This is a genomic window from Pseudomonas sp. GW821-FHT03A09, assembly GCF_059421065.1.
This window is the reverse complement of sequence record NZ_JBWKUX010000005.1, coordinates 69,632-94,595: the sequence shown is the minus strand read 5'-3', so window position 1 is coordinate 94,595 and position 24,964 is coordinate 69,632. Positions and strand designations below refer to the sequence as shown.

Here is a 24,964-nt window from a genome sequence, read left to right as displayed (position 1 = left end):
ACAGGAATCCTTTCCATGTTGAACCGTATCGGTCACGTCTTTCTGTCTGCGGTGTTGCTGGCCAGTGTGGCGCTGGGCAATGCCCATGCCGCCGACAAGGCTATCAACTTCGGCATCATGTCCACCGAGTCTTCGCAGAACCTCAAGAGCATCTGGCAGCCGTTCCTGGATGACATGCACAAGAAGACCGGCCTGACCATCAACGCCACCTTCGCCTCCGACTATGCCGGCCTGATCCAGGGCATGCGTTTCAACAAGGTCGACGTGGCCTGGCTGGGCAACAAGGCGGCAATGGAAGCGGTGGACCGTTCGAACGGCGAGATCTTCGCCCAGACCGCCGCCGCCAATGGCGCTGCCGGCTACTGGAGCGTGCTGATCGTGCGCAAGGACAGCCCGATCAACAGCGTCGACGACATGCTCAAGAACGCCAAGAGCCTGACTTTCGGCAACGGTGATCCGAACTCCACCTCGGGCTATCTGGTGCCGGGCTATTACGTGTTCGCCAAGAACAATGTGGATGCCGCCACCGCCTTCAAACGCACCCTCAATTCCAGCCATGAAGTGAACGCGTTGAGCGTGGCCAAGGGGCAGTTGGATGTCGCCACATTCAACACCGAAAGCTGGGACCGTCTTGAAGTCACCCAGCCGGACAAAGCGGCCATGCTCAAGGTGATCTGGAAGTCGCCGCTGATCCCCGCCGACCCGATGGTGTGGAGCAAGGCCCTGAGCGATAGCGAGAAAGCCAAGATCCGCGATTTCTTTGCCCACTACGGCGATACCGATGAAGAGAAGGCGGTGTTGAAGAACATGCAGCTGGGCAAGTTCCTCACGTCCAACGATGACCAACTGTTGCCGATCCGTCAGCTGGAGTTGTTCAAGCAGCGCACCACCATCAGTGCCGACAACAAGCTGGAAGCGGCGGACAAGGCCAAGAAGCTGGCGGATATCGACGCTGACCTGGCCAAGCTGCAACAACGCATCACCGAGCTGGACAAGAAAACTGCAGCCAACGGCTAACCCCCTGTGGGAGCTGGCAAGCCAGCTCCCACATTTTGATCGAGGACAACCATGACAACGTTGCACGCTGAAGCCGTCGGCAAACGCACCTGGCCCCAATACCTCGGCTGGGGCCTGTTCCTGGTCCTGCTGGCCTGGGCCTGGCACGGCGCGGAAATGAACCCGCTGGCGCTGTACCGCGATTCCGGAAACATGGCGACCTTCGCCGCCGACTTCTTCCCGCCGGACTTCCACGAATGGCGCTCGTACCTCAAGGAGATGATCGTCACCGTGCAAATCGCCCTTTGGGGCACGGTGTTGGCGATTGTCTGCTCAGTGCCGCTGGGCATTCTCTGCGCCGACAACATCACCCCTTGGTGGATCCACCAACCGCTACGCCGCGTGATGGACGCCTTCCGTTCCATCAACGAAATGGTCTTCGCCATGCTGTTCGTGGTCGCCGTCGGCCTCGGCCCATTTGCCGGTGTCCTCGCCCTGTGGATCAGCACCACCGGCGTGCTCGCCAAGCTGTTTGCCGAAGCCGTCGAAGCCATCGACCCAGGCCCTGTTGAAGGTGTGCGCGCCACCGGTGCCAGTGCCTTGCAGGAAGTGATCTACGGCGTGATCCCCCAAGTGATGCCGCTGTGGGTGAGCTATGCGCTGTACCGCTTCGAAGCCAACGTGCGCTCGGCCACGGTGGTCGGGATGGTCGGTGCCGGCGGTATCGGCGTGATCCTCTGGGAAAACATTCGGGCCTTCCAGTTCGTACAAACCTGCGCGGTGCTGCTGGTGATCATCGTGGTGGTGAGCTTGATCGACGTGCTGTCCCAACGCCTGCGCAAGCAGTTCATCTGACATCGGAGGGGGGCCGCGAGGCGCTTTTTTTAAGCATGCAGTTGTCTAGACAAAAAGAGCCGGTGTACCGCGAACTCGCAGACATCCTGCGCCGTGAACTGAGCAGCTACAGCGCCGGCGACTTCCTGCCTGGCGAGGTACACATGGCCGAGCGTTTTGGCGTCAACCGCCACACCTTGCGCCGCGCCATCGATGAGCTGGTGTTCGAGGGCAGCCTGTTGCGCCGCCAGGGCAAGGGCACCCAGGTGCTCGACCGCCCGTTGATCTACCCGATGGGCGCCGAGACCTCCTACAGCCAATCACTGTCGGCCCAGGGTGTCGGCGTCGAGGCGGTGTTGCTCAAGCGCCGTTACTGCTACGCCAGCCGCGATGAAGCGCTGCAACTGGGTATCGCCGAGATGGCGCCGATGATCGAACTGCAAACCCTGCGCAAGCTCGACCACCAGCCTGTCAGCCTGATCCGCCATCGTTACTGCGCCAGCCGTGCGCTGTTGCTGGCGGACTACAACGGCGGTTCTTTGCGCCAGTACCTGCGCGAGCGTGACCTGCCGCTGACCCGCACCCAAAGCCTGATCGGTGCGCGGTTGCCTAACCGTGATGAAGCCGCGCTGTTGATGATGCCCCGGCATTTGCCGGCCCTCACTGTTTTCACCCTTTCCCGCGATCGCGACGGCCAGCCGGTGGAGCTGGCGCAGTCCACCAGCCGTTCGGATCGCTTCCAGTACCAAGTGGTGACTTGAATGGAGTCCTCAATGAGCTTGTCCCCGCGTCAGCATTGGATGGGTGTGCTCGCCCGCGCCCAACTCAGTGAACTGCAACCTCATGAAGCGGCCTTGAAGGACGCTGACTACCAACTGATCCGCGCCCCGGAAATCGGCATGACCCTGGTTCGCGGTCGTATGGGCGGCAATGGTGCACCGTTCAACGTCGGCGAAATGAGCGTGACCCGCTGTGTGGTGCGCCTGGCCGATGGCCGCACCGGCTACAGCTACCTGGCCGGGCGCGACAAGGCTCACGCCGAGTTGGCGGCCCTGGCCGATGCGCATCTGCAAGGCAGCCAGCCAAGTCTCTGGCTCAACGACCTGATCACTGCGCTGGCCAATGCCCAGGCCGCACGCCGTGCAAAAAAGGAAGCGGACACCGCCGCCACCAAGGTCGAATTCTTCACCCTCGTGCGAGGAGAAAACTGATGAATGCGCAACTGTTGCAACCGGCGTTTGTCGACCCGGTCCTTGATGCCCAGCGTGGCTTTCGTGCTGCCCTTAAAGCGCTGGCTGAGCCTGGCCTGATCCAGTCTTTACCCTGCGCTCCACACCTTGATGGCCTGGCACCTGTGACGTATGCCCTGTGCCTGGCCCTGCTGGATGTGGACACACCGCTATGGCTGGCGCCGAGTTTCGATACGGCGTTGATTCGCGCCAATTTGGCGTTCCATTGCGGCTGCCCGCTGACGTCAGACCGTGCAGAAGCCGCGTTCGCGCTGCTCGCTGAACAAGATCTGCTCGACCTGGGCAGCTTCGACCATGGCAACGACCGCTATCCCGACCAGTCCTGCACCTTGCTCGTTCAGCTCACCGATTTGGAATCCGGTCGTGGCCTGAACTGTCGTGGTCCGGGTATCCAGACTCAACGCTTGGTGCACCTGCCGGTGCCGCAAGCCTTCTGGCAGGAACGCCAACGCCGCGAAGCCTTTCCCCGTGGCCTGGACGTGTTGTTCTGCGCCGACCATCACCTGATCGGCCTGCCACGCAGCACCCGCATTGCACAGGAGCACGCCTGATGTACGTAGCCGTCAAAGGTGGCGAACAGGCCATCGACAATGCCCACCGTCTGCTGGCGAAAAAGCGCCGGGGCGATACTGCGACTCCAGAGCTCAGCGTGACGCAAATCCGTCAACAACTGCCGCTGGCCGTGTCTCGCGTGATGACCGAAGGCTCGCTGTTCGACGAGGAACTCGCCGCGCTGGCGATCAAGCAAGCGGCGGGGGACCTGGTGGAAGCGATCTTCCTGTTGCGCGCCTACCGCACCACGCTGCCGCGCTTCAGCCCGAGCCTGCCGATCGACACTGCGCAGATGTCGTTGACCCGGCGCTTGTCTGCCACGTTCAAGGACGTGCCCGGCGGCCAGTTGCTCGGCCCGACTTTCGATTACACCCACCGCCTGCTGGATTTTTCGCTGCTGGCCGAAGGTGAATACCCCGGCCCGCAAACCACGCCTGATGCACGCATCGAAGCCTGCCCACGGGTGCTCGGCCTGCTCGCCAAAGAAGGCCTGATCAAGACTGAAACCGACGACAACGCCAGCGTCGCCGACATCACCCGCGACCCGCTGGAATACCCGGCCAGCCGCGCCGAGCGCCTGCAAGCCCTGGCCCGTGGCGATGAAGGTTTCCTGTTGGCGCTGGGCTACTCGACCCAACGTGGCTACGGCCGCAATCACCCGTTTGCCGGTGAGATTCGTATCGGTGACGTCGAGGTGTGGATCGACCCGCAAGAGCTGGGCTTCCCCATATGCCTGGGCAGCATCGAAGTGACCGAGTGCGAGATGGTCAACCAGTTCGTCGGCTCCGCCACCGAGCTGGCGCAGTTCACCCGAGGCTACGGGTTGGCGTTCGGGCATGCCGAGCGCAAGGCCATGGGCATGGCGCTGGTCGACCGTTCGCTGCGCGCCGGGGAATACAACGAAGAGATCGTGTCGCCGGCCCAGCGCGAAGAGTTCGTGTTGGCCCACTGCGACAACGTCGAGGCGGCCGGTTTTGTCTCGCACCTCAAACTGCCGCACTACGTGGACTTCCAGTCCGAACTGGAACTGATCCGCAAACTGCGCCAACCGGCCGAGGGCCCGAGCCATGAATGATGCCGCCTACAACTTCGCCTACCTCGACGAACAGACCAAGCGCATGATTCGCCGTGCCTTGCTCAAGGCCGTGGCGATCCCTGGCTACCAAGTGCCGTTCGGTGGTCGCGAGATGCCCTTGCCTTACGGCTGGGGCACCGGCGGCATGCAATTGACCGCCGCGATCCTCGGCGCGGAGGACGTGCTCAAGGTCATCGACCAGGGCGCCGACGACACCACCAACGCCGTGTCGATCCGGCGCTTTTTTGCACGCACCGCTGGCGTCGCCACCACCGAAGCCACGCCGGACGCCACGGTGATCCAGACCCGTCACCGTATCCCGGAAACCCCGCTGCACGCCGATCAGATCATGGTCTACCAGGTGCCGATCCCTGAGCCGCTGCGCTTTATCGAACCCTCGGAAACCGAGACCCGCACCATGCATGCCCTCAACGATTACGGGGTGATGCACGTAAAACTCTACGAAGACATCGCCACCTTCGGCCATATCGCTACCAGCTACGCCTACCCGGTGATGGTCGACGAACGCTATGTGATGGACCCGTCGCCGATCCCCAAATTCGACAACCCCAAGCTCGACATGAGTCCGGCGCTGATGCTGTTCGGTGCCGGTCGTGAGAAGCGCTTGTACGCGGTGCCGCCCTACACCCAGGTCACCAGCCTCGACTTTGAAGACCATCCCTTCGAGGTGCAGAAATGGGAGCACAACTGCGCCATCTGCGGCAGCCATGAATCGTTCCTCGATGAGCTGATTTTGGACGATGCGGGAACCCAGAGTTTTGTCTGTTCCGACACCTGGTACTGCGCGCAACGCGTCAAGGAGAACAACCAGTGAGCCTGCCTTTGCTACAAGTACGTGACCTGTCTTTGCTCTATGGCCCGGAGAAGGGTTGCCAAGGCGTCAGCTTCGACCTGTACCCCGGCGAAGTACTGGGGATTGTCGGCGAGTCCGGCTCCGGCAAGTCCACCTTGCTTTCGCTATTGAGCGGGCGTCTGCCACCGCAAGCCGGCAGCATCGGCTACCGCAGCCAGGACGGCGAATGGCTGGACTTATACAGCGCCAGCGAAGCCGAACGCCGCACCTTGTTGCGTACCGAATGGGGCTTTGTCGAACAGAACCCCCGTGATGGTCTGCGCATGGGCGTGTCGGCCGGCGCGAATATCGGCGAGCGCCTGATGGCCCAGGGTGTACGCAACTATGAGGAACTGCGCGGCGCAGGTCTGGATTGGCTGGCGCAAGTAGAGATCGACCCGCAGCGCATCGACGACCTGCCGCGCACCTTCTCCGGCGGTATGCAGCAACGCCTGCAAATCGCTCGCAACCTGGTGTCGAGCCCGCGTCTTGTGTTCATGGACGAACCCACCGGCGGTCTCGACGTGTCAGTGCAAGCGCGCCTGCTCGATCTGTTGCGCGGCCTGGTGCGTGAACTGGACCTGGCGGTGGTGATCGTCACCCATGACTTGGCCGTGGCACGCCTGTTGGCTGACCGCCTGATGGTGATGCGCCGCTCACGGGTGGTGGAAGCCGGTCTCACCGACCAGATCCTCGATGATCCACAGCACCCTTACTCTCAACTGCTGGTGTCTTCGGTACTGCAGCCATGACCAACATCTTGATCGAGGTCCGTGACCTCTCGAAAACCTTCACCTTGCATCAGCAAAATGGCGTGGTGCTCAACGTGCTGCGTGGGGTCGGGTTCAGTGTGCGGGGCGGCGAGTGCCTGGTGCTGCACGGCCAGTCTGGCGCGGGTAAAAGCACGTTGCTGCGCACGCTGTACGGCAACTACCTACCGGCGGGTGGCAGCATTCGTGTACGTCATGCCGGTGAATGGTTGGAACTGGTCGGCGCCGAACCGCGTGACATCCTTCAGGTGCGCCAGCAGACCCTCGGCTACGTCAGCCAGTTTTTGCGGGTGATTCCCCGTGTGGCGTGCCTGGATGTGGTGATGGAGCCGGCCCTGGCCCGTGGTGAGTCCAAGGCCAATGCGCAGGCGCGTGCCGAACACCTGTTGACTCGCCTCAACATCCCCCAGCGCCTGTGGCAACTGGCGCCCGGCACCTTCTCGGGTGGCGAGCAGCAGCGCGTCAATATCGCCCGCGGCTTCATGGTGGATTGGCCGGTGATGCTGCTGGATGAACCCACCGCGTCTCTGGACGACCAGAACCGTCAGGTGGTGCTGGAACTGATGAACGAAGCCAAGGCCGCTGGTGCTGCGCTGATCGGCATCTTTCACGATCGCGCTGCCCGTGAAGCAGTGGCTGATCGCCATTTCGACATGACCCCGACGCCCATCGCCCAAGAGGAATACGCCCATGCCCGCTGAACAGATCCTCAGTAATGCCCAGGTCGTCACCGCCGAGCGTATGTTCCTGGGGAGCGTGGTGCTGCGCGATGGCCACATCGTCGACATCGCTGAAGGCCGCAGCCAGTTGCCCCAGGCCCAGGACCTGGGCGGTGATTTCCTGCTGCCGGGCCTGGTGGAGTTGCACACCGACAATCTGGAAAAACACATGACCCCGCGGCCCGGCGTGGATTGGCCGTCGACTTCGGCGGTGCTCAGCCACGATGCGCAGATCATCGCGGCGGGTATCACTACAGTGTTTGACGCGGTGTCCATTGGCGATGTGAACCCCAAGGGCAACCGCATGCAAAAGCTGCCGGCGATGCTCAATGCCATCGCCGCTGCCGAGGGCGCCGGGCTGACCCGCGCCGAACACCGCCTGCACCTACGCTGCGAGCTGTGCCACCCGGACACCCTCAGTGTGTTCCGCGACCTGGTGGAAAACCCGCTGGTGCAACTGGTGTCGGTTATGGACCACTCGCCGGGTCAGCGCCAGTTTGTGCTCGAAGCGAAGTACCGTGAGTACTACATGGGCAAGTACCACCTGAACGATGAAACCATGGACGCGTTTATCGTGCTGCAAAAGGCCAACTCCCTGGCCTACAGCGACCGCTATCGCGCGGCCATCGTCGAGGATTGCCTGGGGCGCGGGCTGTCGGTGGCCAGCCATGACGATGCCACGTTGGCCCATGTACAGGAGTCGGCGCGTTATGGCATGACCATCGCCGAATTCCCCACCACCCTGGAAGCGGCGAAGGGCTGCCAGGCGCTGAACATGAAAGTGCTGATGGGCGCGCCGAACGTGGTGCGTGGCGGCTCGCACTCCGGTAATGTGGCCGCCGCCGGTCTGGCGGCCGAGGGATTGCTGGATATACTTTCCAGCGACTATTACCCGGCGAGCCTGCTGCAGGCGGCGTTTGTGTTGGCTGACCAGCAGGACGGTGGCGATTTGGCACGGGCGGTCAAGATGATCAGCCTGGCGCCGGCGCAAGCGGCGGGGCTCACTGATCGTGGTGAAATTGCCACAGGCTTGCGCGCCGACCTGGTCCAGGCCAGGAGTCGCGACGGGCTGCCGGTGGTACAACAAGTCTGGCGACAAGCGAAGAGGGTGTTTTGATGGCGGGCAGGTTGATCTATCTCATCGGACCATCGGGTTCGGGCAAGGACAGCCTGCTGGATGCCGCACGTGCGCGGTTGCTCGAGCGTGGCTGCCGTATGGTGCGCCGCGTGATTACACGCTCGGCGGAAGCGGTAGGTGAAGCGGCGCAAGGTGTAAGCCCGGAGCAGTTTGCCGTGATGCAGGCCGAGGGCGCGTTTGCCCTCAGTTGGCAGGCCAATGGGCTGTCCTATGGCATCCCCAAGGAAATCGACGATTGGCTGGCGGCGGGAGAGGACGTACTGGTCAATGGCTCCCGTGCGCACCTGGCGCAGACGCGTGAGCGCTATCCGACCTCGTTGGTGTTGTTGCTGACGGTGGATCAAGCCGTGTTGCGCGAACGCTTGATTGCGCGTGGGCGTGAGTCGTTGGCGGATATCGAGGAGCGGTTGGCCCGCAATGCACGGTTCACCGCCGAACTGATTGCCGGTAACGGCGCGGGGTTATTCGTGTTGGATAATTCCGGCCCGCTGGAGCACACCGTCGAGCGCCTGCTGTGTTGCCTGGACCACGGGCATTCGGCATGCGCCTGACGTTGTTGGGCACCGGCGACGCGCGGCAAGTCCCGGTGTACGGCTGCGAATGTGCCGCTTGCAACCTGGCGCGCAGCGACGAAAGCCAGCGCCGTCGTCCCTGCAGTGCGCTGATCGAATGTGGCGACCAACGCTGGCTGATCGACAGCGGTTTGCCCGACCTCACCGAGCGTTTCCCGCCGCGTAGCTTCAACGGTATTTTCCAGACCCACTATCACGCCGATCATGCTCAGGGTTTATTGCACCTGCGTTGGGGCCAGGGACTGGTGATTCCTGTGCATGGTCCTGCTGACCCGGAGGGGTTATCCGACCTGTACAAACACCCGGGCATCCTCGATTTCAGCCAGCCATTCGCCGAGTTCGAGACGCGCCGATTCGGTGTACTGAGCGTCACCGCGTTACCGTTACAACATTCAAAGCTGACTTTCGGTTATTTACTGGAAGGGCAAGGGCGGCGCATCGCTTACCTCACCGATACCGTCGGCCTGCCGCCTGCCACATTGGCGTGGTTGCAACGCGAGCCACTGGACGTGCTGGTGCTCGATTGCTCGATGCCGCCGCAAGCGCCGCGCAATCACAACGACCTGACCCTGGCATTGCAGAGCATCGAGGGTAGCGGCGCGCAATTGGGTGTGCTGACTCATGTGGGGCATACGTTGGATGCGTGGTTGCTGGAGCATCGGCATGAGTTGCCGCGTCATGTGACCGTGGCATGGGATGGGCGGATTATCTGACAGGCGCTGCATATTCTTGTGGGAGCAGGCAAGCCAGCTCCCACCGTTGTTCTTCATTCTCTTGCTGTCTCGACCCGCCAGTTCCTTGCTGAGGAAGGTTTAATGGGTATGTCCTGGGCGATGGGGAAAAAGCGTACTTGAGCAAAAAATGCTTTTTTTAATTTTGTTTTTCTCTTGGGAAAACAACTCGATATCGCCCAGGGTTTTGTGTTGTCGAGTGTTTAAATTGCAAAGGCATTCCTGGTTGTATCGCCTCATGTTTCGAGGCGTGCAGGTGTTGCGGTTAGAACCAAATCTACGTTGGTATCGGCTTTTTCAGCGTGCGAGTTTACCTCTGGAACGGTTGGCTAACGATCGGTTAGCCGGCTCTCTTTATTAACCCCAAAGGCGCCGCACCATGAACAATTATGACCTGCGTAGTATCCGTCCTCTCAACAACCTGCCGGTATCGGACCCCGGCCCGTTTGGTGTGGGGAGTGGTAATAAACCTTCTTACACAACGGACCAGGCAGCCAAACAGCTGACTCGGGAAAACCTGCGTTTTCATGACCGTAATGGCGATTCGAAAGTCGATGTGAATTACACAGTGGATAGCAGTTTCACCCACCAGCAGCAGCGGCGTGTCCGCCAGGCAGTGCAGTCCTGGCAGGATGTGGCCAATATCAACTTTCGCGAGCAATCAAGCGGGACCGACGGCACGCTCAACATCCGCAACAACCCACGTGGTGATCGGGGTGTTGCCACCTCTCCCAATCGTTTTACTTCCGAGACGACGGCTACGATTGGCACGCGGGGAGAGGGACGCGCGCCGGAATTAGGCAGTCATTTCTCGAACACCGCTGTGCATGAGATCGGCCACGCCATTGGCCTGCATCACCCGGGTACCTACAACGGAGGGGCTCCCAATTACCACAACAGTGCGGTCTACGCCGAGGATACAAAGGCGCGCACTGTCATGAGTTACTTTTCCGAGAAAAACCAGAAGGGTCACGACTTCAAGGGGCTGAACCCCTCCGCACCGATGATGGACGATATCGCTGCGGCGCAACGCCTTTACGGGGCCAATCATCAAACCCGCAACACCGACACCACCTATGGCTTCAACTCCAATACTGAGCGGGAGGCGATGAGCCTCAAAAGCGCTGCCGACAAACCCGTCTTCTGTATCTGGGACGGGGGCGGCGTCGACACGATGGATTTCTCCGGGTTCTCCCAGGACCAGGCCATCAACCTGAACGCCGAATCGTTTTCTGATGTGGGCGGATTGAAGGGCAATGTGTCCATTGCCAAGGGCTGTACGATTGAAAACGCGATTGGCGGCTCTGGGCGAGACAACATTTCGGGGAATGACGCGGCAAACCGGATCAAGGGCGGTGGGAAGGGCGACTCCCTGAGAGGCGGTGGCGGCGCGGACACCTTTGTCTACGACAAGGCCAGCGATTCCACGCCGACCGACCCGGACATGATCGAGGATTTCAGTAGTGGTACGGATAAGGTCGACGTGTCGGGAGCCTTGAAGGAAGCGGGTGTGCGGTCACTCGTTTTCACTGACCGGTTCACTGGGCGAGCCGGGGAGGCGGTGCTCAAGCATGACCCCAGCACAGGCCTCTCAAGCCTGGCCATTGACCTGAAGGGAACCGGTAACGCGGACCTGTTGATCAAGAGCAAGGGTGAGATCAAGCCAGCTGATGTGCTGTGGGGCGGTCAATCGCCTGAGGTTCAGCCTGCGCCAGCTCCCGCACCTACTCCTGCGCCGCCTCCGGCCCCAACACCCGCTCCCGCCCCGTTGCTGGATAAGACACAGGAACAGTCCGCCGGCTTGATTCAGATGTTTGCTATCACCCTGCTAGCATTTTTCTCGCAGTTGCTGAGCCTGCTGACATCAACATCCGGCCAAGCATCGGCGGAAAAAAAACAGTCTTGAACCGCTCCCTCAAGCAGTGGCGGCCGTGGCCTGGCGTGAAGCGCTGAGGAACCGCAGCAACGCAACCAGAGGGAACGCACTGCCTACCAGCATCACACCCAACCAGCCGCCGTGTTCATACACGCTGCTGGCAATCGCCGAACCAAACGCGCCGCCGATGAAGATACTGGTCATGTACAGCGCGTTCAGGCGGCCGCGACTGTGGGCGTCGAGGGCGTAAATCGCGCGTTGGCCGAGCACCATGTTCATCTGCACACAGAAGTCCAGGACCACACCGGTCACCGCCAGGCCGATCACGCTGTACAGCGGATGCACGAAGGCCGGCAGGAAACTCAGCGCGGCAAACAGCATGGCCAGCAACGAAGCACGGTGAGTGTGGCCAGCATCGGCCAGGCGACCGGCGATGGGCGCAGCAATAGCGCCCAGTGCGCCGACCAGCGCAAACAACGCGATCTCGCTTTGGCTCAGGCCATGATTACGCGCCAGCTCCAGTGGGGCGGCGGTCCAGAACAGGCTGAAAGTCGCAAACATGCAACCCTGGTAGAACGCCCGTTGGCGCAGTACCGGTTGCTCACGCAGCAGGGTGCCCAGGGAACGCAGCAACTGGCCATAGCTGGCGCTGTGGTCGGGCTGACGCTTGGGGATGGTCAGCAGCAAGACCACGCTGATAAATGCCATCAATGCGGCGGCGGCCATGAACATCGCGCGCCAGCCGAAGTGGTCGGCCACCACACTGGAAACCGGCCGTGCCAGCAGGATACCGAGCAGCAGGCCACCCATGATGCTGCCGACCACACGGCCACGGGACTCGGCGGGTGCCAGGTGTGCCGCCAGCGGGATCAGGATCTGCACCGACACCGAACTGAAGCCGATCAGCAACGACACCAGCAGGAACAGGTTCGGCTGCTCGGTAAAAGCAGCGCCCAACAAGCTGGCGATGGCCACGACGGTCGTGATGATCATCAGCCTGCGGTTTTCCAGCAGGTCGCCCAGTGGCACGAGGAAGAACAGGCCGAGGGCGTAGCCGATTTGCGTCAGGGACACGATCAGGCTGGCCATCGTCGGGGTCAGGCCGATGTCGGGCGCAATCAGTTCGATGATCGGTTGTGCGTAGTAGATGTTGGCCACGATGGCGCCACAGCAAAACGCGAACAGCATCACCATGCTCCGGGTCATGGTGCTTGTAGCGTGGGACGTAGCGTTCATGGTGTTCTCATAAAAGCGTAGGAAAGTGGGGCGAGCCTAAAGACAACACCGTAGCCCGGGTAGGCCGCTGGCAGTGATATCACTCATGTCCGGTATTGATGAGTGAATCGTTAACTTTCTGCGCGAAGGGTAATGATACATTCAGACACAACAGCCGAAACAGGAAATCCACTGCGATGAAGATCACGTTGAACAAGATGCTCCTGGCTTCCACCCTCGCCGCGGCCATGGCCATGGGGCTCGCCAATGCCGCCGAAGTGCCGCGTGTCGGGGTACGCGGCGCGATTACAGCAGTCGACGGTGATGCGCTGCACGTCAAGGTCAACAGCGGCGAGGAAGTCACCGTCCACCTGACCAAGGACACCCAGGTGCGCGCTGTCACCCTGGCCAAGATCGATGAGATCAAGCCCGGCAGCTACATCGGCTCCGCCGCGATGCCGAATGCCGATGGCACGCTGACGGCGCTGGAAGTGCACGTGTTCCCACCGGCCATGGCCGGCACCGGCGACGGGCACCGCGCCTTCGACTTGAAAGAAGGCAGCAGCATGACCAACGGCACCGTCGGCGACCTGGTGGTCAGCAACGGGCGCACCTTGACCGTCAAATACAAGGGCGGTGAGCAGAAGATCGTAGTGCCGGATGATGTGCCCATCGTCAACCTGGAGCCGGGGGATCGCAGTTTGCTCAAGGCCGGGGTGAAGGTGGTGTTGTTTGCAGCGAAGGGCGCGGATGGAACAATTACGGCGCAGGCCATCTCAGCCGGTAAGGATGGCGTAACCCCGCCGATGTAACGGCCAGACACAAAACCAAATGTGGGAGCAGGCTCCCACACTGGACTGCATTTCTTCAGCTAGAGCGGGTTATTGACCAGAGTAGATCTGGTCAAACACCCCACCATCATTGAAGTGGGTCTTCTGCACCGTACGCCAGTCACCAAAGGTCTTTTCCACCGACAGGAAGTCGACTTTCGGGAAGCGGTCGGTGTACTTGGCCAGCACTTTCGGGTCACGCGGACGCAGGTAGTTGTTGGCGGCGATCTCCTGGCCTTCAGGCGACCACAGGTACTTCAGGTAATCCTCGGCCGCCGCACGGGTGCCTTTCTTCTCGACCACTTTGTCGACCACCGACACCGGCGGCTCGGCTTCGGCGGAGACGCTTGGGTAGATCACTTCGAACTGATCACGGCCGAATTCACGGGCGATCATTTCCGCCTCGTTCTCGAAGGTCACCAGCACGTCGCCGATCTGGTTGGTCATGAACGTGGTGGTGGCGGCGCGGCCACCGGTATCCAGCACCGGCGCTTGTTTGAACAGTTTGCCGACAAACGCCTTGGCCTTGTTTTCATCGCCGCCGTTTTTCAGTACATAGCCCCAGGCCGACAGGTAGGTGTAGCGGCCGTTACCCGAGGTTTTCGGGTTGGGCACGATCACCTGTACGCCGTCCTTGAGCAGGTCCGGCCAATCTTTCAGGGCCTTGGGGTTGCCCTTGCGCACGATGAAGACGGTGGCGGAAGTGAACGGTGCGCTGTTGTTCGGCAGGCGGGTGACCCAGTTGTCCGGCACCAGTTTGCCGTTGTCCACCAGGGCATTGATGTCGGTGGCCATGTTCATGGTGATCACGTCAGCGGGCAGGCCGTCGATGACCGAACGCGCTTGTTTGCTGGAACCGCCGAAAGACATCTGCAGGGTCAGCTTGTCGTTCGGGTGCTCGGTTTCCCAATGCTTCTGGAACGCGGCGTTGTAGTCCTTGTAGAAATCGCGCATCACGTCGTAGGAGACGTTGAGCAGGGTGACCGGTGCGGCTTGGACGGCGCCGGCCAGGGCCAGGCCGGCGGCCAGTAGAGAGGCGCTGAGGATTTTTTTCACTGCTCATTCCTTGTTGTTCGAGAAGAAGAGGGGAAGGCCTTTTGCCAGCGACTATAGCCGGGGGGGCATAGTCGCTTAAAGATTAAAAAGAACTTTGCTTATTCCATTTTCTTAAACAGCGTACTGCCGCAACGGGAGCAAAACGCAGCGTTGGACTCGTGGGTGTTTTTCTTGCACACCGGGCAGTCGTGTTGCAGTTGCTCGCCGCGCATCGCGTTAGCCAGTTCCGCCGTAAAAATCCCGGTCGGTACGGCGATGATCGAGTAACCGGTGATCATCACCAGCGACGAAATGACTTGGCCCAGCGGCGTCTTGGGCACGATATCGCCAAAGCCCACGGTGGTCAGGGTCACGATGGCCCAGTAAATGCCCTTGGGAATACTGGTAAACCCGTGCTCCGGCCCTTCGATCACGTACATCAGGGTGCCGAACACCGTCACCAGGGTGCACACGCTGAGCAGGAACACCACGATCTTCTGCTTGCTGCCCCGCAGCGCCGACATCAGGTAATTGGCCTGCTTGAGGTAGGGGCCCAACTTGAGTACCCGGAAGATCCGCAGCATACGGATGATACGGATAATCAACAGGTATTGGGCGTCGCTGTAGTACAGCGCCAGGATGCCCGGCACGATGGCCAGCAAGTCCACCAGCCCGTAGAAACTGAAGGCATAACGCAACGGCTTGGGCGAGCAATACAGCCGCAGCCCGTACTCGATGGCAAAGATGATGGTAAAGCCCCACTCGATGTAGGCCAGCACATCGGCGTAGTTGTCGTGCACCTCTTGGATACTGTCGAGGATCACGATCACCAGGCTGGCAAGGATGATCAAGAGCAGGGTGCTGTCGAAGCGTCGTCCGGCCACGGTGTCGCTCTGGAACACCATTACATACAGTCGTTGACGCCAGTTGTTGCTGTCCATGGAAGTCGCCTGAATCGAAGATCGAGCCAGCCTAGGGGGATTCGAAGGGGCTGTCCATGCGGGTTTTCTGCAACATCCGCTGGCTGGCGCGCACCAGCCAGCAGGCGAGGATAAATGGCGCGGTCAGTGCAGGTAGGTGCAAGGCGGTGAAGCCGGGTGAAAGCACAATTGCCAACACTATGCCGAGTAACGGCAGCCAGGCCCGACGATAGATCTGGCTCAGCGCCAAGGCGGCAAGTGCGGGGTTGTAGCTGTGCAGGCCGAGCAGGGCGCTGGTGGGCTCGCCCAGTAGCACGCCGACGAACACGCCGATGCCGGCGCCGACCAACGCCCATAACGCGGCGCGACGGTTGGCCAGCAGCAGGCCCAGGGCAATCAAGGCTCCGGCCAGGGGGTGGTCCAGTAACAGGATTTGCGCGAGGCCGGTAAAAGGCGCGCTGATAACGGCCAGGGTGTCAGGTTCGCTCAGGGCAAACGTGCTTTCAGGCACCGTGCCCATCAGCAACCAGCTCAGCCCGACAAAAGGTGCCGTGTAGGCAGGCAGATCATCCGGCTGGGTGGCGTGTTTGAGCCATTGCCTCATGAGCATTGCACTCAGGCCACCGCACGCCAGAATCAACGGCGGTACCAACGCCGACCAGACGAAATGCTGGCTGATCAACACACCCAGCAGCACACCGTTGTAGCTGTACAGACCGGCCTGGCGTTCGGCCTTGGGATAACCTCGACGCTGGGCCGTGAGCAAACCCGCCACGCCGCCCAGCAACGCCCCGCCGAATAAAGCCGGGGCGCCGATCAGGATGGCCAACAGGCACAGCAGGCCGCACAGCGGCTGGCGTTGCAGGAAGATCTGGCTGAAGCCGTTAAGCAGGGCTTCGGCCCAGTCGGGGCAGGTGGGGTTGTGCATTTGGGTAAGTCAGTTAGACCGAGTTGCCCTTATCGCAGGCAAGCCCGCTCCCACACTTGACCGCGTTCAATCGTGTGGGAGCGGGCTTGCCCGCGAAGAGGCCCTTACAGACGCTAAATCAACGTCTCGATACGCAAGGAATTGGTGGAGCCAGGCTGCCCAAACGGCACCCCCGCCGTGATCACCAACGTATCCCCACGCTGCGCCATGCCCTGGGCCTGGGCAATTTCCAGCGCGGTGGAACACACCTCATCCACCTGCCGCAGCCGATCATTGACCACCGAATGCACGCCCCACGCCACGCTCAAACGCCGTGCCGTGGACAGGTTCGGCGTGAGGTTGAGAATCGGCGCCACCGGCCGCTCCCGCGCCGCGCGCAGGCTGGAGCTGCCCGACTCGCTGTAGTTCACCAGCACCGCCACCGGCAGGATGCTGCTGATGCGCCGGATCGCACAGCTGATCGCGTCAGACACCGTGGCGTCCGCCTTGGGCCGGCTGACGTCCAGTTGCGTCTGGTAATCCGGGCCGTTTTCCACTTGGCGGATGATCTTGCTCATCATCTGCACGGCTTCCAGCGGGTATTCGCCCGAGGCGGTTTCCGCCGACAGCATCACCGCATCCGCACCTTCGGCCACTGCATTGGCCACGTCGGTGACTTCGGCACGAGTTGGCGCCGGCGAAAAGCGCATGGACTCGAGCATCTGCGTGGCCACCACCACCGGCTTACCCAACTGGCGACAGGTGCTGATGATGTCTTTCTGGATTTGCGGCACGCTTTCCGCCGGCACTTCCACGCCCAGGTCGCCTCTGGCCACCATGATTGCGTCACTCAGTTCGGCGATCTCCTGCAGGCGCTGCACGGCCGACGGCTTCTCGATCTTGGCCATCAGAAACGCCTTGTCGCCGATCAATTCGCGAGCTTCGCGGATGTCTTCCGGGCGTTGCACAAAGGACAGCGCCACCCAGTCCACACCCAGTTCCAGGCCGAAGCTCAGGTCGCGACGATCCTTGGCGGTCAGCGGGCTGAGTTCGAGCAAGGCTTGCGGCACATTCACACCTTTGCGGTCGGACAACTCACCGCCATTGAGCACGGTGGTGTCGATAGCGTCGGCGTGCTTGGTGATGACCCGCAGGCGCAGCTTGCCGTCATCCAGCAGCAGGTCCATGCCCGGCTCCAACGCCGCGATGATTTCCGGGTGGGGCAGGTTGACCCGGCGTTGGTCGCCTGGGGTCGGGTCCAGGTCCAGGCGCAACGCCTGGCCGCGCACCAGTTGTACCTTGCCCTCGGCAAAACGCCCGACCCGCAGTTTCGGCCCTTGCAAGTCCATGAGAATACCCAGCGGGTAATTCAGCTGGCGCTCCACCTGGCGAATCCACTGGTAGCGCTGTGCATGATCAGAGTGATCACCGTGGCTGAAGTTGAGGCGAAAGATATTCACCCCGGCTTCCACCAACTCGCGGATGTCGTCGATACCGTCGGTGGCCGGGCCCAGGGTGGCGAGAATTTTGACCTTCTTGTCAGGCGTCATGTTTGGCAGTCTCAAGAATCAGGATGGCGCGGAAGTCATTGACGTTGGTGCGAGTCGGCTCGGTGACGATCAGGTCGTCGAGCGCGGCGAAATAGCCGTAGCCATTGTTGTTGTCCAACTCGTCGCCGGCCGACAGGCCCAGGGCTTCGGCGCGGGCGTAGCTGGTGGGGGTCATGAGCGCGCCGGCATTGTCTTCCGAGCCGTCGATGCCGTCGGTGTCACCGGCCAGGGCGTACACGCCGGGCAGCCCTTTGAGGCTGTCGGTGAGGCTTAGCAGGAATTCGGCATTGCGCCCGCCACGGCCATCGCCGCGTACGGTGACGGTGGTTTCACCGCCGGACAGGATCACGCACGGCGCCGCCAAGGGCTGGCCGTGCTGCACGATTTGCCGGGCGATACCGGCGTGCACCTTGGCCACGTCCCGCGCTTCACCTTCCAGGTCGCCGAGTATCAACGGGCTGAACCCAGCCTGGCGCACTTTCACGGCCACCGCTTCCAGGGACTGCTGTGGTCGCGCGATCAACTGGAAGTGGCTGCGGGCGAGGACCGGGTCGCCAGGTTTGACGGTTTCTGAGGCTGGGTCCTGCAACCAGCTGCGCACCGAGGCGGGTGCATCGATGTGGTAGCGCTTGAGGATCGCCAGGGCCTGTTGCGAGGTGCTCGGGTCGCCGACGGTCGGGCCGGAGGCGATCACTGTGGCCTGGTCGCCCGGCACGTCGGAGATGGCGTAGGTGTACACCGTCGCCGGCCATGCGGCTTTCGCCAGCCGGCCACCCTTGATGGCCGAGAGGTGTTTGCGTACGCAATTCATCTCGCCAATGGTGGCGCCGGATCTGAGCAAGGCTTTGTTGATGGCTTGTTTGTCCGCCAGGCTGATACCTTCGGCGGGCAGGGCGAGCAACGCGGAGCCGCCACCGGAGAGCAGGAAGATCACGCGGTCGGCTTCGGTCAGGTTGCTGATCAGCTCCAGCACACGCTTGGCCACCGCCAGGCCCGCTGCATCGGGCACCGGGTGGGCAGCCTCGACCACTTCGATTTTCTTGCAGGGCGCGCCGTGGCCGTAGCGGGTGACGACCAGGCCGCTGACCTTGCCCTGCCAGCAATTTTCGACGACGAGGGCCATGGCAGCCGCAGCTTTGCCGGCGCCGATCACGATCACGCGGCCGCTGCGGTCGGTGGGTAGATAAGGTTCAAGGACTTGCCGGGGATGGGCGGCGTCGATGGCTGTGGCAAACAGCTCGCGAAGCAGGTGTTGCGGATCGACCGACATAAGCGGGCTCCCGGGGGATTCTTGTTATTAGATGTGAGACTTGGAATGGAGATTAAATGTGGGAGCTGGCTTGCCTGCGATAGCGATGTATCAGGCAATGAATGTCTAACTGGAAGACCGCTATCGCAGGCAAGCCAGCTCCCACACTGACCGGCATTTCAAATGTGGGTTACTTCTCGCGAATCGAGAAATTCGCCATATGCTCCAGGCCCTTGATCAGCGCCGAGTGGTCCCAATTGCCGCCACCAATCGCCGTGCAGGTGCTGAACACCTGTTGCGTGCCAGCAGTGTTCGGCAGGTTGATCCCCAGCTCCTTGGCACCGGCCAGGGCCAGGTTCAGGTCCTTTTGGTGCAGGTTGATACGGAAGCCTGGATCGAAGGTGCCCTTGATCATGCGTTCGCCGTGGACTTCCAGGATCTTCGACGAGGCAAAGCCGCCCATCAGTGCTTCACGCACCTTGGCCGGGTCGGCGCCGTTCTTGGCGGCGAACAGCAGCGCTTCGGCCACCGCCTGAATGTTCAGCGCGACGATGATCTGGTTCGCGACCTTGGCGGTCTGGCCATCGCCATTGCCGCCCACCAGCGTGATGTTCTTGCCCATGCTCTGGAACAGCGGCAGTGCGCGTTCAAACGTCTGCGGCTCGCCACCGACCATGATGCTCAAAGTACCGGCCTTGGCACCGACTTCACCACCGGACACCGGCGCATCCAGGTACTGCGCGCCGGTGGCATTGATCTTCGCCGCGAACGCCTTGGTGGCGGTGGGGGAGATCGAGCTCATGTCGATCACCACCTTGTTCGGCGACAGGCCCGCCGCAACGCCGTCGGCGCGGAACAGCACGTCATCGACCTGCGGGGTGTCGGGCACCATTACGATGATGAACTCGGCTTCCTGGGCGACCTGCTGCGGGTTGGCCAGAGCCACGGCGCCAGCGGCGACCAGCTCGGTGGGGGCCTTGCCGTGGTGCTCGGAGAGAAACAGTTGATGACCGGCTTTCTGCAGGTTCGCGGCCATGGGTTGACCCATGATGCCGGTGCCGATAAATCCGATTTTAGCCATGATGAAAATCCTCTTTTTATTGCACAACCGGCTCAATGTGGGAGGGGGCTTGCCCCCGATAGCGGTGTGTCAGGCGAACGTGTACTGACTGACCTGACGTCATCGGGGGCAAGCCCCCTCCCACATAGGTATTGTGTTGTGTCAGTTAGATCGCGTTGTGAGATTTGAGCCAGCCAAGGCCCGCTTCGGTGGTGGTCAACGGCTTGTACTCACAGCCGACCCAACCCGTGTAGCCGATGCGGTCCAAATGCTCGAACAGGAACCGATAGTTGATCTCCCCCGTCCCCGGCTCATTGCGCCCGGGGTTGTCGGCCAGCTGGATGTGGTTGATCTCACCCAAGTGCGCCGCCATGGTGCGGGCCAGGTCGCCCTCCATGATTTGCATGTGGTAGATGTCGTACTGCAGGAACAGGTTGTCACTGCCCACTTGTTCACGAATCGACAGGGCTTGGGCGGTGTTGTTGAGGTAGAAACCCGGGATGTCGCGGGTATTGATCATCTCCATCACCAGTTTGATGCCCGCCGCCTGTAGCTTGTCGGCGGCGTACTTGAGGTTGGCGACGAAGGTTTTTTCCACGGTTTCGTCATCCACACCGGCAGGGCGAATGCCCGCCAGGCAGTTGACCTGGGTATTGCCCAGCACCTGGGCGTAGGCGATGGCCAGCTTGACCCCGGCACGGAACTCCTCGACCCGGTCCGGGTGGCACGCCAAGCCGCGTTCGCCTTTGGCCCAGTCACCGGCCGGCAGGTTGAACAGCACTTGGGTCAGGCCGTTGGCGTCCAGTTGTGCCTTGATCTCGGCCGAGCTGAACTCGTACGGGAACAGGTACTCGACGCCTTGGAAGCCTGCGTCGGCAGCCGCTTTGAAGCGGGCGAGAAAGTCCTGCTCGGTAAACAGCATGGACAGGTTGGCGGCAAAACGCGGCATAGGGTTCTCCTTAATCGAGCAGGGAAATGGCGGTTGGTGCATCGTTGCCGACCAAGGCCAGATCTTCGAATTCGTTGACGGCGTTGATCTCGGTGCCCATGGAAATATTGGTCACGCGCTCCAGAATAATCTCAACGATCACCGGCACCTTGAATTCTTCGATCATTTCCTCAGCCTTGCGCAACGCCGGCGCGATCTGGCCCGGTTCGAACACGCGCAAGGCCTTGCAACCCAGGCCCTCGGCGACGGCCACGTGGTCTACGCCATAGCCGTTGAGTTCCGGGGCGTTGAGGTTGTCGAAAGACAACTGCACGCAGTAGTCCATTTCAAAGCCGCGCTGGGCCTGGCGGATCAAACCGAGGTAGGAGTTGTTCACCACCACGTGGATGTACGGCAGCTTGAACTGTGCGCCTACCGCCAACTCTTCGATCATGAACTGGAAGTCATAGTCGCCCGACAGCGCCACGACCTTGCGGCTTGGGTCGGCCTTGACCACGCCCAGGGCGGCAGGGATGGTCCAACCCAGCGGGCCGGCCTGGCCGCAGTTGATCCAGTGCCGTGGCTTGTACACATGCAGGAACTGCGCGCCGGCAATCTGCGACAGGCCGATGGTGCTGACGTAGCAGGTGTCTTTGCCGAACACCTGGTTCATCTCTTCGTACACCCGTTGCGGCTTGACCGGCACGTTGTCGAAGTGGGTCTTACGGTGCAGGGTGGCTTTGCGCTGTTGGCAGTCATGCAGCCAGGCGCTGCGGTCCTTGAGCTTGCCGGCGGCTTTCCACTCGCGGGCGACTTCAATGAACATCGTCAGTGCGGAACCGGCGTCGGAAACGATGCCCAGGTCCGGGGTGAACACGCGACCAATCTGCGTCGGCTCGATGTCGACGTGAATGAACTTGCGGCCTTCGGTGTACACCTCCACCGAACCGGTGTGGCGGTTGGCCCAGCGGTTACCGATGCCCAGTACCACGTCCGACTTGAGCATGGTCGCATTGCCATAGCGGTGTGAGGTTTGCAGGCCGACCATGCCCACCATCTGCGGGTGATCGTCCGGGATGGTGCCCCAGCCCATCAGGGTCGGGATCACCGGGATACCCGTGAGTTCTGCAAATTCAACCAGCAACTCGCTGGCGTCGGCGTTGATCACGCCGCCACCGCTCACCAGCAATGGGCGTTCAGCCTGGTCCAGCAGGGCCAGCGCTTTCTCTACCTGCACGCGGGTAGCCAATGGCTTGGCCAGGGGCAGGGGCTGGTAGGCGTCGATGTCGAATTCGATCTCGGCCATCTGCACGTCGAATGGCAGGTCGATCAGCACCGGACCTGGGCGGCCGGAGCGCATTTCATAGAAGGCCTTCTGGAACGCATACGGCACTTGGCCGGGTTCAAGAACGGTGGTCGCCCACTTGGTCACCGGCTTGACGATGCTGGTGATGTCGACGGCCTGGAAGTCTTCCTTGTGCATACGGGCACGCGGTGCCTGACCGGTGATGCACAGGATCGGGATCGAGTCGGCCGAGGCGCTGTACAGGCCGGTGACCATGTCGGTGCCCGCCGGGCCCGACGTGCCGATGCACACGCCGATATTACCGGCCTTGGTGCGGGTGTAGCCCTCGGCCATGTGCGAGGCGCCTTCAACGTGGCGAGCAAGGACGTGATCGATGCCACCGACCTTCTGCAAGGCCGAATACAGCGGGTTGATCGCGGCGCCCGGGATACCGAAGGCGGTATCTACGCCTTCACGACGCATCACCAGAACGGCGGCTTCGATTGCTCTCATTTTGCTCATGGTTTTGGTGCCTCTTGCGTTTTGTAATTGTATACAAGTGGTGAGTGATCAAAGTGTATTCACGGCGAGCTGCGCAGGTCAATGCATTTTATAAACCGGCCTTTGCGTTTGTCGGAACGGCTTTTTCCGACATGTGGGGACTTTGTTTGAAAATATTGTATACAAAAATAAATATCATTGTGTTCTATTTGTTTGATCGAGCATCTGATGTTTCAGACCTCCACCGCTTTCCCAATAACAAAAGAAGGACGGCACCATGAGCGCTTTAACCTTGAAACTCGCCACCCAACTGGCCAGCCAGGCCCTGACCGCAGGGCGCACCATTTCAGCGGCGCCGCTGACCATCGCGGTGCTCGACAGCGGCGGGCACTTGATCACCCTGCAACGGGAAGACGGCGCGAGCCTGCTGCGCCCGCAGATCGCCATCGGCAAGGCCTGGGGCGCAATTGCCATGGGCAAGGGCTCACGTTTGCTGGCGTTGGACGCCCAGCAGCGCCCGGCGTTTATCGCCGCGTTGAACAGCCTGGGGCAGGGCAGCGTGGTGCCGGCGCCGGGTGGTGTGTTGATTCGAAATCAGCAGGGCGTGGTGCTGGGGGCGATAGGGATCAGCGGGGATACGTCGGATATTGACGAACAGTGCGCGATTACGGCGATCGAGGGGGTGGGGTTGTTGGCGGATGCGGGGGTGTCGGCTTGATTCTTGGGTGACTGGTAGGGCCCTATCGCGGGCAAGCCCGACCCCACAGTTTCAAATGCGTTCCCCTGTGGGAGCGGGCTTGCCCGCGATGCAGACGACTCGGTCCCAAGTCAAAGCCAAATGGCATCCCACAGCGGATAGTCGCCATATTTTTTCACCAGCCCAGCTCTCAAAGGATTGGCTACGATGTAGCGCGCAATCCCTTCAAGGCTTTCCTCCCGACGCACTGCATGGTCGTGAAAGCCGGCTTGCCAGAGACGTCCTTGGCGCCCGGCGACTGCATTCACCACACGAGTGCTTTTGGACTTCACCTGGCGCATCAAGTCGCCCAGTGAGCCTTTTTCCAATGAGACAAGCCAATGGAAATGATCAGGCATGACGACCCAAGCCAAGGACGTCGCCAAGCCTTGGTTTTGCGCGTTTCTGAATTGTTGGACGACCAATCGGCCAAGCTTGAAGTCCTGAAAGATGGGTTCGCGATCAAGGGTATTACTGGTCAGAAGGTAAATGCGGTTGGGTTCGTCATGGCGACCTATGCGCAGGCGCTTTGAAGCGGGGAGATTTGGCATTCCATGGCCTCTCTTCAGTGGGGTTCTGAGAGGCTAGATTTCGGTGAGTGATACAGATGGAAAGGCTTTTAGCAGGATGTGTCTGGGCGGGCCCTATCGCGGGCAAGCCCGCTCCCACAGGGGATTTGCGGTGTTCATACAATTTGTGTGGGAGCTGGCTTGCCTGCGATAGCCGCACCTCGGTCTCTCAGTCCGGCTCACACCCCTTGAGCACCAACCGAATAATCGTCTGCGCCGCCGCTTCATAATCCGCCTCATCCAGCTTGGCCTTGCCGGTCACCGCCGAGATCTGCCAGTCGAAATCCGCATAGGTCTGTGTCGCCGCCCAGATGCTGAACATCAGGTGATTGGGGTCAATCGCCGCGATCAGGCCGCGGTCCACCCAGCTTTGGATGCAGTCGATATTGTGCTTGGCCTGGGCGTTCAGTTGCTCGACCTGATCGGCGCTCAGGTGCGGGGCGCCGTGCATGATTTCGCTGGCGAACACCTTGGAGGCAAAGGGCAGGTCGCGGGAGATGCGGATCTTTGAGCGGATGTAGTTGCTCAACACCACCGCTGGCTCGCCTTCGGGGTTGAAGGGTGTGGAAGCAGCCAGGATCGGCTCGATAATGCTTTCGAGCACCTCGCGGTAGAGGTTGTCCTTGGACTTGAAGTAGTAATAGACATTGGGCTTGGGCAGCCCGGCCTTGGCGGCGATGTCGCTGGTTTTGGTCGCGGCGAAGCCCTTGTCGGCAAACTCCTCGCTGGCCGCCCGCAGGATCTTTTCTTTGTTGCGCTCGCGAATGCTGCTCATAAACCTGGAGTTTCCTTGCCAAGACTGGCGGTTGCGCA

Annotated in this window: 26 protein-coding genes; 15 read left to right on the top strand and 11 right to left on the bottom strand. The window is 61.3% G+C overall.

What is annotated here, in order from left to right; translation table 11 throughout:
- Nucleotides 1-15: 15 nt before the first annotated feature.
- The 13 genes from phnD to AC07V4_RS10685 all read left to right on the top strand — a co-directional run bounded on the left by phnD (nucleotide 16) and on the right by AC07V4_RS10685 (nucleotide 11,396).
- Nucleotides 16-1,017 carry a phosphonate ABC transporter substrate-binding protein gene (gene phnD / locus AC07V4_RS10745; RefSeq protein WP_492636340.1) on the top strand — a complete coding sequence of 334 codons (1,002 nt, stop codon included), beginning with the start codon at nucleotides 16-18 and terminating at the stop codon, nucleotides 1,015-1,017.
- Between the two features lie 51 nt (nucleotides 1,018-1,068).
- The gene (phnE, locus tag AC07V4_RS10740) at nucleotides 1,069-1,851 is read left to right on the top strand and encodes a phosphonate ABC transporter, permease protein PhnE (RefSeq protein WP_016978496.1); all 783 of its coding nucleotides are present in this window, start codon (nucleotides 1,069-1,071) and stop codon (nucleotides 1,849-1,851) included.
- Between the two features lie 35 nt (nucleotides 1,852-1,886).
- Nucleotides 1,887-2,591, top strand: a complete 705-nt coding sequence (phnF, locus tag AC07V4_RS10735) for a phosphonate metabolism transcriptional regulator PhnF (protein ID WP_492636341.1) — start codon at nucleotides 1,887-1,889, stop codon at nucleotides 2,589-2,591.
- A gap of 12 nt (nucleotides 2,592-2,603) precedes the next feature.
- Nucleotides 2,604-3,041 (top strand): phosphonate C-P lyase system protein PhnG, encoded by a 438-nt coding sequence (phnG, locus tag AC07V4_RS10730; protein ID WP_492636342.1) that lies wholly within the window; start codon nucleotides 2,604-2,606, stop codon nucleotides 3,039-3,041.
- Nucleotides 3,041-3,631, top strand: a complete 591-nt coding sequence (gene phnH / locus AC07V4_RS10725; RefSeq protein WP_492636343.1) for a phosphonate C-P lyase system protein PhnH — start codon at nucleotides 3,041-3,043, stop codon at nucleotides 3,629-3,631. Before phnG ends, phnH begins: the two co-directional genes overlap by 1 nt.
- Nucleotides 3,631-4,707 carry a carbon-phosphorus lyase complex subunit gene (locus AC07V4_RS10720; RefSeq protein ID WP_492636344.1) on the top strand — a complete coding sequence of 359 codons (1,077 nt, stop codon included), beginning with the start codon at nucleotides 3,631-3,633 and terminating at the stop codon, nucleotides 4,705-4,707. The genes phnH and AC07V4_RS10720 overlap by 1 nt, the downstream gene beginning before the upstream one ends.
- Nucleotides 4,700-5,542: an alpha-D-ribose 1-methylphosphonate 5-phosphate C-P-lyase PhnJ gene (locus AC07V4_RS10715; RefSeq protein ID WP_492636345.1), complete on the top strand. Its 843-nt coding sequence runs from the start codon at nucleotides 4,700-4,702 to the stop codon at nucleotides 5,540-5,542. The genes AC07V4_RS10720 and AC07V4_RS10715 overlap by 8 nt, the downstream gene beginning before the upstream one ends.
- The gene (gene phnK / locus AC07V4_RS10710; protein WP_492636406.1) at nucleotides 5,503-6,312 is read left to right on the top strand and encodes a phosphonate C-P lyase system protein PhnK; all 810 of its coding nucleotides are present in this window, start codon (nucleotides 5,503-5,505) and stop codon (nucleotides 6,310-6,312) included. Before AC07V4_RS10715 ends, phnK begins: the two co-directional genes overlap by 40 nt.
- Complete coding sequence (gene phnL, locus AC07V4_RS10705) at nucleotides 6,309-7,031, top strand: phosphonate C-P lyase system protein PhnL (RefSeq protein WP_492636346.1); 723 nt, start codon at nucleotides 6,309-6,311, stop codon at nucleotides 7,029-7,031. The genes phnK and phnL overlap by 4 nt, the downstream gene beginning before the upstream one ends.
- The gene (locus tag AC07V4_RS10700) at nucleotides 7,021-8,166 is read left to right on the top strand and encodes an alpha-D-ribose 1-methylphosphonate 5-triphosphate diphosphatase (protein WP_492636347.1); all 1,146 of its coding nucleotides are present in this window, start codon (nucleotides 7,021-7,023) and stop codon (nucleotides 8,164-8,166) included. The genes phnL and AC07V4_RS10700 overlap by 11 nt, the downstream gene beginning before the upstream one ends.
- Complete coding sequence (phnN, locus tag AC07V4_RS10695) at nucleotides 8,166-8,738, top strand: phosphonate metabolism protein/1,5-bisphosphokinase (PRPP-forming) PhnN (protein ID WP_492636348.1); 573 nt, start codon at nucleotides 8,166-8,168, stop codon at nucleotides 8,736-8,738. Before AC07V4_RS10700 ends, phnN begins: the two co-directional genes overlap by 1 nt.
- Nucleotides 8,729-9,472, top strand: a complete 744-nt coding sequence (gene phnP / locus AC07V4_RS10690; protein WP_492636349.1) for a phosphonate metabolism protein PhnP — start codon at nucleotides 8,729-8,731, stop codon at nucleotides 9,470-9,472. The genes phnN and phnP overlap by 10 nt, the downstream gene beginning before the upstream one ends.
- 397 nt (nucleotides 9,473-9,869) lie before the next feature.
- On the top strand, nucleotides 9,870-11,396 hold the full coding sequence (locus tag AC07V4_RS10685) for a M10 family metallopeptidase C-terminal domain-containing protein (protein ID WP_492636350.1): 1,527 nt from the start codon (nucleotides 9,870-9,872) through the stop codon (nucleotides 11,394-11,396).
- Between the two features lie 9 nt (nucleotides 11,397-11,405).
- Here the strand turns inward: AC07V4_RS10685 and AC07V4_RS10680 are convergent, their stop codons facing one another.
- Nucleotides 11,406-12,602: an MFS transporter gene (locus AC07V4_RS10680; protein ID WP_492636351.1), complete on the bottom strand. Its 1,197-nt coding sequence runs from the start codon at nucleotides 12,600-12,602 to the stop codon at nucleotides 11,406-11,408.
- 176 nt (nucleotides 12,603-12,778) lie between these two features.
- On the opposite strand from AC07V4_RS10680, the gene AC07V4_RS10675 reads away from it, so the two are divergent.
- Nucleotides 12,779-13,393, top strand: a complete 615-nt coding sequence (locus AC07V4_RS10675) for a DUF5666 domain-containing protein (protein WP_492636352.1) — start codon at nucleotides 12,779-12,781, stop codon at nucleotides 13,391-13,393.
- Nucleotides 13,394-13,462: 69 nt separating this feature from the next.
- On the opposite strand, the gene AC07V4_RS10670 is transcribed toward AC07V4_RS10675, so the two are convergent.
- The 8 genes from AC07V4_RS10670 to gcl all read right to left on the bottom strand — a co-directional run bounded on the left by AC07V4_RS10670 (nucleotide 13,463) and on the right by gcl (nucleotide 22,867).
- Entirely contained in the window at nucleotides 13,463-14,467 is a 1,005-nt protein-coding gene (locus AC07V4_RS10670) for a sulfate ABC transporter substrate-binding protein (RefSeq protein WP_492636353.1), read from the bottom strand.
- Between the two features lie 98 nt (nucleotides 14,468-14,565).
- Nucleotides 14,566-15,387, bottom strand: a complete 822-nt coding sequence (locus tag AC07V4_RS10665) for an ion transporter (RefSeq protein WP_492636354.1) — start codon at nucleotides 15,385-15,387, stop codon at nucleotides 14,566-14,568.
- 31 nt (nucleotides 15,388-15,418) lie between these two features.
- Nucleotides 15,419-16,294, bottom strand: a complete 876-nt coding sequence (locus AC07V4_RS10660; RefSeq protein WP_492636355.1) for an urea transporter — start codon at nucleotides 16,292-16,294, stop codon at nucleotides 15,419-15,421.
- A 113-nt stretch (nucleotides 16,295-16,407) separates the two neighbouring features.
- The gene (gene pyk, locus AC07V4_RS10655; RefSeq protein WP_492636356.1) at nucleotides 16,408-17,823 is read right to left on the bottom strand and encodes a pyruvate kinase; all 1,416 of its coding nucleotides are present in this window, start codon (nucleotides 17,821-17,823) and stop codon (nucleotides 16,408-16,410) included.
- Nucleotides 17,813-19,093 carry a glycerate kinase type-2 family protein gene (locus AC07V4_RS10650; protein ID WP_492636357.1) on the bottom strand — a complete coding sequence of 427 codons (1,281 nt, stop codon included), beginning with the start codon at nucleotides 19,091-19,093 and terminating at the stop codon, nucleotides 17,813-17,815. The genes pyk and AC07V4_RS10650 overlap by 11 nt, the downstream gene beginning before the upstream one ends.
- Before the next feature lie 169 nt (nucleotides 19,094-19,262).
- Nucleotides 19,263-20,153, bottom strand: a complete 891-nt coding sequence (locus AC07V4_RS10645; RefSeq protein WP_492636358.1) for a 2-hydroxy-3-oxopropionate reductase — start codon at nucleotides 20,151-20,153, stop codon at nucleotides 19,263-19,265.
- Nucleotides 20,154-20,298: 145 nt separating this feature from the next.
- Nucleotides 20,299-21,081 carry a hydroxypyruvate isomerase gene (gene hyi, locus AC07V4_RS10640; protein WP_492636359.1) on the bottom strand — a complete coding sequence of 261 codons (783 nt, stop codon included), beginning with the start codon at nucleotides 21,079-21,081 and terminating at the stop codon, nucleotides 20,299-20,301.
- A 10-nt stretch (nucleotides 21,082-21,091) separates the two neighbouring features.
- Nucleotides 21,092-22,867 carry a glyoxylate carboligase gene (gene gcl, locus AC07V4_RS10635; RefSeq protein ID WP_492636360.1) on the bottom strand — a complete coding sequence of 592 codons (1,776 nt, stop codon included), beginning with the start codon at nucleotides 22,865-22,867 and terminating at the stop codon, nucleotides 21,092-21,094.
- Between the two features lie 256 nt (nucleotides 22,868-23,123).
- On the opposite strand from gcl, the gene AC07V4_RS10630 reads away from it, so the two are divergent.
- Nucleotides 23,124-23,564: a GlcG/HbpS family heme-binding protein gene (locus tag AC07V4_RS10630; protein ID WP_431753514.1), complete on the top strand. Its 441-nt coding sequence runs from the start codon at nucleotides 23,124-23,126 to the stop codon at nucleotides 23,562-23,564.
- A 110-nt stretch (nucleotides 23,565-23,674) separates the two neighbouring features.
- On the opposite strand, the gene AC07V4_RS10625 is transcribed toward AC07V4_RS10630, so the two are convergent.
- Both AC07V4_RS10625 and AC07V4_RS10620 read right to left on the bottom strand, forming a co-directional pair.
- Complete coding sequence (locus AC07V4_RS10625; RefSeq protein WP_492636361.1) at nucleotides 23,675-24,133, bottom strand: REP-associated tyrosine transposase; 459 nt, start codon at nucleotides 24,131-24,133, stop codon at nucleotides 23,675-23,677.
- Between the two features lie 187 nt (nucleotides 24,134-24,320).
- Complete coding sequence (locus tag AC07V4_RS10620) at nucleotides 24,321-24,926, bottom strand: TetR/AcrR family transcriptional regulator (protein WP_492636362.1); 606 nt, start codon at nucleotides 24,924-24,926, stop codon at nucleotides 24,321-24,323.
- Nucleotides 24,927-24,964: the final 38 nt, after the last annotated feature.